Below are 7,945 nucleotides of genomic sequence, written 5' to 3'. Positions count from 1 at the left end.
GTATGACCACTAAAACCTTCCGTCATCAGCTTGATTTGCCAAAAGGCGCATGGAAAGTTCTGACATGGGGCGGGTTACGTGGTGGTATCTCCGTTGCTTTAGTCTTGCAACTACCTGTTGGCAACGAGCGTGACATCTTATTGGCACTTACTTATGCTGTGGTGATATTTTCCATACTGATACAGGGTTTAAGCGTTGGCAAAGTCGCTAAAAGCATTCGTACTGACAAAGAAACCTTAGATGCATAGACAATAAATACGCTTCATAAAAAATCCAGCATCAGAAATTTATCTTATGCTGGATTTCTTATAAATACTTCTTAGTTTGACATTCTCTAAAATCACGTCTTGTCGGCGATTTTATATCAAGCCTTTTCGTTTCATATTACGATAAACTACGATAACGATCAGAATATTTGATATCAATATAATCAGCTTAAACCAATCAAATGGACGGGCTATCAGATAGTACAGCTCAATCGGAATAAACACTCCATAACCCAGCACGCCAAACCAGTAGGCCCATGTCTTATCTTGCCATAATCCGTATGCCTCAAAAAACCGTAGACTGGCATAGGCAAAAATCAGTAGAAGAAACACGGTCCAGTTCTTGCTAGCTTGTTGAGCGATGCGTACTGCGCTGTCGATTTGCGGTGCAAATAAATGACCGAAACTTTGCTGCCACGATACGGTGACCATTTTAAACCACGACGCCAGGTTAGTATGCCATACCCATAGTGCACCAGCACCACACAAAGCACCGACACCTTTGACTACTTCGTAGATTGCTACCGCTCTGATAGACTCACTAGAGGTGCTATGCTCTTTATATGGCGAGTTCGTTAAGTCGGTCACACTATCCTTCGACGAGGGCGGTAGACGGTCATCCTGTTGCGGTAAATTAACCAAAGAAAGTCTCCACAACGCGTCCTTGCAACTGCTGATTAAAAAATGGTGTGTTCTTACCGTTTGATAACATCGATTGTGCCGTTACCTGCCATGTTAGATTGGGATCAACCAATACTGCACCACCGATGCTCTCATACTGCTCACTAATTCCAGCAATTTTGGCAGGGTTTAAGCAAATTTTATCTACCAGTTGCTCTAACGTCAGCACGTCATCATGTACCAACTGACATGCTAACGCCATGAATGTATCAAAATTTGAGATACCTGGCGTGCTTTCAGAAAACGGTGCTTTTTTCGCTGTACTGTTCAGTGGCTCATGATGACTACAAATCGCATCAATCGTGCCATCCTTTAGACCACGGCGAATGGCTTGTTGGTCAGTATTACTACGTAGCGGTGGTAGTACATATGCCTGAGCATTGAAGCCTTCTAGATTGTCATCGGTTAAGTACAGTTGGTGCATCGCTACATCACAAGTCACTGGTAGCCCTTTGTCTTTTGCCCAGCGCATCAGCTCTATTGAAGACTTGCAAGACAGCTGGCTGAAGTGAGCTGCTATCCCCGTTTCTTCAACCATCAATAACTGGGTAGACAAGGCAACTGTTTCCGCAATCCATGGAATGCCTTGTAGTCCATGATATGAAGCGATATAACCTTCGTGCGCCACTCCATCTCCAGACAGGCTTGCCTCATCAGGATAAAAGAATACTTTCATGCCAAACGTTGCAGCATACTCTAATGTACGTAATAGCACTAAGTCATTACGAAAAGGTCTGCGCGCATTCGAAACCGCTATACAGCCACCCTTCTTTAATCCTGCAATATTAGATGGACGCTCACCCTCTAGCCCCGCAGTCAACGCGCCCAATACATGCAAATGAATGCCACCATCTTCAAGCGCACGCTCTCGTAATCCCTTGAGTAGTGAGCCATTTTCTAAGATAGGATTGGTATCAGGTGGAATCACCACATGCAAGAATCCATTACCGCGAGCAGCACTACCTTCTGACTCTAACGTGCCATGTTGCTGTTGTCCTGGTTCACGTAGGCGTGCGCACAAATCAACCAAGGGAGGTAAAACCCATGTTTCACGCTCGTTTGTCAACTTTGCTAGCTGAGCTTTTGCTGTCGTTGATAATGACTTTCTAAATACTTCTGGAAGCAGGTCATGCATATGAATATCTGAATTCGTAATGTGGGTCATGAGCGTTATTACCGTATCAATAAAATGAAATAATGAAGAATAAAACAGCGTGGTAAGAGGCTAGTTGCCAGCAGCTTGATGAGCACGCTGACCTGCCATCGCAAGCGAAAGTACGGCCATACGAATAGCAATACCATTATTTACCTGCTTTAAAATCACAGATTGTGCACCGTCAGCCACGCTCGAAGCAATCTCAACACCACGATTCATCGGCCCTGGGTGCATCACTAACGCGTCGGGCTTGGCGAGCGCCACTCGCTCTGGCGTAATACCATAATGCTTATAATACTCACTCGATGAAGCCAATAAGGGTGAGCCAATACGCTCATTCTGAATCCTCAACCCCATAATGACATCGCAGTCAGTCACACATTCATTCATGTCTTCATAGACTTTCACACCAAAACGAGCAATACCTTTAGGCAATAAAGTTCGTGGCGCACAGACTCGAATATCCTTAACGCCTAAAGTTTGTAGTGCACTGATATCAGAGCGTGCCACCCGAGAATGCTTAATATCACCAACGATAGCCACTGACAGCTCTTCAAAAGGACGCGGTGCTTCACGGTGAATCGTCAGCATATCAAGCATGCCTTGCGTTGGATGAGCATGCCAGCCATCACCGCCATTAATAATGGCAATATTAGGAGTTACTTCAGTCGCCATAAAATGAGCAGCGCCTGATGCTGAATGCCGTACCACAAAAATATCCGCAGTCATGGCTTGCAAGTTCCACAACGTATCACGTAGGCTCTCGCCTTTTTTGGTACTAGAGCGTTCTATATCGATATTCAGCACATTGGCACCTAGACGCTTTTCCGCCACTTCAAAAGTCGTGCGTGTACGTGTTGACGGCTCAAAAAATAAATTCATCACCGTACAGCCTTCTAACTCAGGACGGTTGATCAGTTGCCCGTTATCATCAAAAAACGTCTCTGCTTTTGCAATAATTGCTTGCAACTGTTCTTTATTAAGACCTTCCACACCCAAAAAATGACGGATACTACCATCAGTATTGAGCTGAGGACGACTCAATGATGTATTGAGCTTTTGATGAATGGTATTGGGATCGAATTTTGCGTAGTCAGTTGGTGAGATCGTATGTATTGCGCTGCTATCGATAGAATTTGACATAAGGGCGAGTCTTTATTATGGGTTTATGTGAGTCTATATTAATCATTTATTCATTTTTGTTCGAGCATTTATCGTGGATATACATAGATACAAGGACATTCTAATGCTTATTTGCTACAATTTACCCCAATAGCACAAGTCCTATAAAAAAATTATCAGCCTGCTAGGCAATATTAATCGCGCTGTAGCAACTACTGCTGCAAACAAGCTTAGCAAAAACATCAATGAATAATAATACATATAGTGTAGCTGATTTTATGGTCAGGACAAAGAAGCGGTATCGCTATTTGAAATTTTATCAATTCAAAATACGCTGTACGCTGTCTGTTCTTTTACGCTCAATACTCTTTATCAAACTCGTTTATTAGGAAGCTTTATGACGACTTTAGCAAATTATCTAGACAATCATGCCACCACGCCTGCACTCAATGATGTCATTACGACCGTTACTAATGTCGGTAAGACCATTTCGCAACTGCTTAGAAAAGGAGCGTTAGCAGATATCTTAGGCGAAGCTGGCAATCAAAACATCCAAGGTGAAGATCAAAAGAAACTCGACGTACTGGCCAATGACTTATTATTAGATGCCCTAGCAAAAAACACACATTGTGCAGGTGTTGCATCAGAAGAGCTAGACAATGCCACCCCTGCCAATGCGGATGGTAGTTTATTAGTACTGTTCGATCCACTTGATGGCTCATCAAATATTGACATCAATATGGCTGTTGGTACTATTTTTTCCGTCTTACCTTATCAGCGCCAAGGTCAAACTAGCGAAAACAGTGATTTCTTGCAAGCAGGCAATCAACAACTGGCCGCAGGTTATCTATTATATGGTACTTCTACTGTACTAGCGCTGACCATAGCTGACAAAGTCGTGATGTTTAGTTTGGATCCTGATACAGGGGATTATGTGCTCATAGAAGACAATGTGCAAATTGATACTGATACCAGTGAATATGCGATCAATGCTTCAAACTACCGTTATTGGCGTGCGCCGATGCAACAGTATATCGATGAGCTTATCGCTGGTGAAGCGGGCGTACGTGGTCGCGATTTTAATACGCGCTGGGTCGCTGCCATGGTTGGTGACGTGCATCGCATCTTATGCCGCGGTGGTCTATTTACCTATCCGTTTGATACCAAATACGCTCACAAAGCAGGCAAGTTACGGTTGATGTATGAAGCCAATCCAATGAGCTTATTGATTGAGCGTGCTGGTGGCGGTGCAACCGATGCCGTCAATCGTATTTTAGATATTGAACCGACTGATATTCATCAGCGTGTTCCTGTAGTGCTTGGTAGCAAAAATGAAGTTAATTACGTTAAAGACTTACACGTAAATTATTCTGACAAATAACTGAACTAAGCACAGATTTAGCACAACCAGCATAAGACGAAACTGTAGACCTTGTGCTGGTTGTCTACCTGATTCCCTTACTCTTCTCGAAGCGAACCACTATGGTATTAAACCCAACCGAGCTGATCACCTCAGATAAGAACGCGACGGTCAAGCTGGTCAAAGCACTATTGGCACAAGCTCGCCAACGTAAAAAGCATGGTCAAACAGTTGTAGAGGGCGTCCATTTGATAGATGCTGCCCTGCGTAGCGACTATCCGTTTGCTCAGATACTACTGTCTGAATCAGCGCGTAGCCATCCTGAAGTTCAGCAAATATTGACACGTTTGCCTACTTATACGCCTATTTTGACGCTTTCAGATTCGCTCTATGGTAGTATTCGAAGTTTAGGTACCGGTATCGATATTATGGCGGTCATTAACGTCCCTATGCCTAGTCTATCGATGATCAATGAGGACTGCCTAATTCTCAATGACGTGCAAGACAGTGGTAATGTTGGCACGCTACTACGCACAGCAGCAGCTGTTGGTATCAACAATATCCTATGTACCAGCGCAACTGCTCAGGCTTGGTCTCCCAAGACACTACGAGCAGGTATGGGTGCTCAGTTTACACTCACTATCTATGAAGGGTTGAGTACACAAGACATTTTAGAGTATGTGCAGGTGCCATTTTTAGCCACTAGCTCACATACCGATACTTTAATCTATGATCATAATCTATCTGCACCTGTGGCTTGGATTATGGGCCATGAAGGTCAAGGCGTCTGCGATGAGTTAATGCAGTGCGCCACACCCATTGCGCTGCCACAACCCAATGGGCAAGAAAGTCTAAACGTAGCCATCGCAGGCTCTTTATGTCTGTATGAGACCTTGCGTCAAAGAAATTACTCTTAGCATCCATTTATAATTGCTATTAAAACCCAATCTATCAAGCATGAAAAAACCCACTATCAACTGATAGTGGGTTTCTTATTATTCGCCTACTACTGATAATAGTCAAAGAAGTCTAAAACAGATATAAGGCAGCCGACTGCAGATTGTACAAATAGTACCTCTAAGAAGGGTAACGCCGTAGCGGTTTAGTAGTTCTTTGAATATACATTAAACCTTGCTGGTTAGCTCAGGTAATGCATCAAACAAATCAGCTTCTAAAAAGTAATCAGCAACGCTAGCGATAGGTGCTTCTGGGTCATTGTTGATAGCAACGATGACTTTAGAGTCTTTCATACCCGCTAAATGTTGAATAGCGCCTGAAATACCTGCTGCGATATATAGATCTGGTGCAACGATTTTACCTGTTTGACCGACTTGCATATCGTTTGGTACATAGCCTGCATCAACTGCAGCACGTGATGCACCAACAGCAGCACCAAGTTTGTCAGCCAATGGTTCGATATATTTGGTAAAGTTCTCACCATTTGCTAACGCACGACCACCAGAAACCACAATACTGGCTGACGTCAATTCAGGACGATCAGACTTGGCCATTTCTTCATTTACAAAACTTGATTTACCAAGCTCTTTAACCGTATCAAGCGTTTCAACAGTCGCCGTACCACCTTCGCTTGCTACTGGATCAAAGGCTGTAGTACGTACAGTCAATACTACTTTATCTTCGGTAGTCTTAACCGTTGCTGTTGCATTACCTGCATAGATAGGACGCTCAAACGTTTGCGCATCTACCACACCTGAAACTTCAGACAACATGCTTACATCAAGTAAAGCTGCAACGCGTGGCATGAAGTTTTTACCAGTAGTGGTTGCAGCTGCTATGATATGGCTATAATCACCAGCGATATCAGCAACCAATAGCGCTATGTTTCCTGCCAATTGATGCTCATAAGCAGCGTTGTCTGCCAATAGCACTTTAGTTACACCTTCCGCTTTAGCCGCTTCATCAGCCGCTGCTTGTGCAGCACTACCAGCAACCAACACATGGATGTCATCACCCATTTGCTTAGCAGCAGCGATAGTATTCAAAGTTGCCTTTTTTAGACTGGCATTGTCATGTTCTGCATATACCAAAATTGCCATGGTTTTAGTCCTTTATATATTCGTATTATCTATTCATGCGGTTGTTTGTGTACAAAGCTATTTGAACAACTATCATTTAATATGAAATAAAGCATTCAAATTTATAGCCTTGTACAAGATATGCCGTAGCGAAGTATCCAATCATTAAAACATTAAATGACTTTTGCTTCGTTTCTTAGCTTATCGACCAACTCATCAACTGAACCCACTGTAATACCAGCTTTACGTTCGGCAGGTGGCACAACTTTAATAATCTCTTGCTTAGAGGTCATATCAACACCAAAATCAGCTGGTGTTTTTTCATCAAGTGGCTTTTTCTTCGCTTTCATGATGTTAGGCAATTTAGCATAACGTGGCTCATTCAAACGTAGGTCAGTGGTGATAACTGCTGGCAAATCAAGTGCTACCGTTTGTAGGCCGCCATCGATTTCACGCGTTACGTTTACTTTGTCGCCTTCAACTTTCACTTCTGATGCAAACGTACCCTGACCGATACCCATCAATGCTGCCAGCATCTGACCAGTTTGGTTGTTGTCATCATCAATCGCTTGCTTACCCAATAGGATAATATCAGTAGCTTCAGATTCAGCGATATTTTTTAGAATTTTAGCAACTTGTAATGGATATGGTTTTTCGTCACTCACTACTAATACACCACGATCAGCACCTAGCGCTAGGGCTGCACGAATCTGCTCTTGTGATTCTTTTGGGCCAATTGAAGCAACAATAATTTCATCAATCACACCAGCTTCTTTTAGGCGAACCGCTTCTTCTACTGCGATTTCATCAAAAGGGTTAATTGACATTTTAGTGTTTGATAAGTCAACGCCAGAGTTATCGGCTTTTACACGAACTTTTACGTTATAATCAATGACACGCTTGACCGCTACTAATGCTTTCATACGTTCCTCGTTTATTAATGTTATGAGTTAAGAATTATCAGTTAAGAACCAAAGGTTCGTTGTGGTTCAAATTGTCGTTCAAAATACTGCTCAAGGTTATTACTGCATCAACAGAGTATTGTTAACTAAGAAAGATGAGCCAATATCTAACCACATATTAGCATTGTATTCCTTACTAATGAAATCTGCTAAAGCTAAGCCAACCGTTATTATCAGACCTATGTATCTTGCGTCAGCAGGCAGATAAGGTCAAGACAACGCCGTGAATAATGCGTCATAAATTTGTCAACATTCTATAATAAATACTCTATAAGCACTTTATTCTACGATTTTTATGGATGAACATCCTTAAATGCCCGTACCTTTATAGCATTCTCAGCCTTAAGATTACTTAATATTTT

General features: G+C 42.6%; 7 protein-coding genes and 1 pseudogene. 3 read left to right on the top strand and 5 right to left on the bottom strand.

Annotated elements, in window-relative coordinates; all coding sequences use genetic code 11:
- A pseudogene (locus ACT3QP_RS13420) lies at positions 1-248 on the top strand (cation:proton antiporter); the annotation flags it as partial.
- Between the two features lie 111 nt (positions 249-359).
- Here ACT3QP_RS13420 and ACT3QP_RS13415 read toward each other — a convergent pair.
- The 3 genes from ACT3QP_RS13415 to ACT3QP_RS13405 all read right to left on the bottom strand — a co-directional run bounded on the left by ACT3QP_RS13415 (position 360) and on the right by ACT3QP_RS13405 (position 3,246).
- The gene (locus ACT3QP_RS13415) at positions 360-908 is read right to left on the bottom strand and encodes a DUF2127 domain-containing protein (protein ID WP_444525855.1); all 549 of its coding nucleotides are present in this window, start codon (positions 906-908) and stop codon (positions 360-362) included.
- A complete protein-coding gene (locus tag ACT3QP_RS13410) occupies positions 901-2,082 on the bottom strand; it encodes a dihydroorotase (RefSeq protein WP_444525856.1) in 1,182 nt (393 codons plus the stop codon). The genes ACT3QP_RS13415 and ACT3QP_RS13410 overlap by 8 nt, the downstream gene beginning before the upstream one ends.
- 90 nt (positions 2,083-2,172) lie before the next feature.
- Positions 2,173-3,246, bottom strand: a complete 1,074-nt coding sequence (locus ACT3QP_RS13405) for an aspartate carbamoyltransferase catalytic subunit (protein ID WP_444525854.1) — start codon at positions 3,244-3,246, stop codon at positions 2,173-2,175.
- Between the two features lie 376 nt (positions 3,247-3,622).
- Between ACT3QP_RS13405 and ACT3QP_RS13400 the strand changes: the two genes are divergently transcribed.
- Complete coding sequence (locus ACT3QP_RS13400) at positions 3,623-4,606, top strand: class 1 fructose-bisphosphatase (protein ID WP_444525853.1); 984 nt, start codon at positions 3,623-3,625, stop codon at positions 4,604-4,606.
- A 101-nt stretch (positions 4,607-4,707) separates the two neighbouring features.
- Positions 4,708-5,502 carry a TrmH family RNA methyltransferase gene (locus ACT3QP_RS13395; protein ID WP_444525852.1) on the top strand — a complete coding sequence of 265 codons (795 nt, stop codon included), beginning with the start codon at positions 4,708-4,710 and terminating at the stop codon, positions 5,500-5,502.
- 207 nt (positions 5,503-5,709) lie between these two features.
- Here the strand turns inward: ACT3QP_RS13395 and ACT3QP_RS13390 are convergent, their stop codons facing one another.
- Together ACT3QP_RS13390 and ACT3QP_RS13385 are read right to left on the bottom strand one after the other, a co-directional pair.
- Positions 5,710-6,642, bottom strand: coding sequence for an electron transfer flavoprotein subunit alpha/FixB family protein (locus tag ACT3QP_RS13390; protein ID WP_444525851.1), 933 nt, complete (start codon positions 6,640-6,642; stop codon positions 5,710-5,712).
- Positions 6,643-6,794: 152 nt separating this feature from the next.
- On the bottom strand, positions 6,795-7,544 hold the full coding sequence (locus tag ACT3QP_RS13385; RefSeq protein ID WP_444525850.1) for an electron transfer flavoprotein subunit beta/FixA family protein: 750 nt from the start codon (positions 7,542-7,544) through the stop codon (positions 6,795-6,797).
- Between the last annotated feature and the right edge of the window lie 401 nt (positions 7,545-7,945).

This window comes from Psychrobacter sp. AOP7-B1-24 (assembly GCF_052376215.1).
In the GTDB taxonomy this organism is placed as follows: domain Bacteria; phylum Pseudomonadota; class Gammaproteobacteria; order Pseudomonadales; family Moraxellaceae; genus Psychrobacter.
This window is presented reverse-complemented; position numbering and strand designations above follow the sequence as displayed.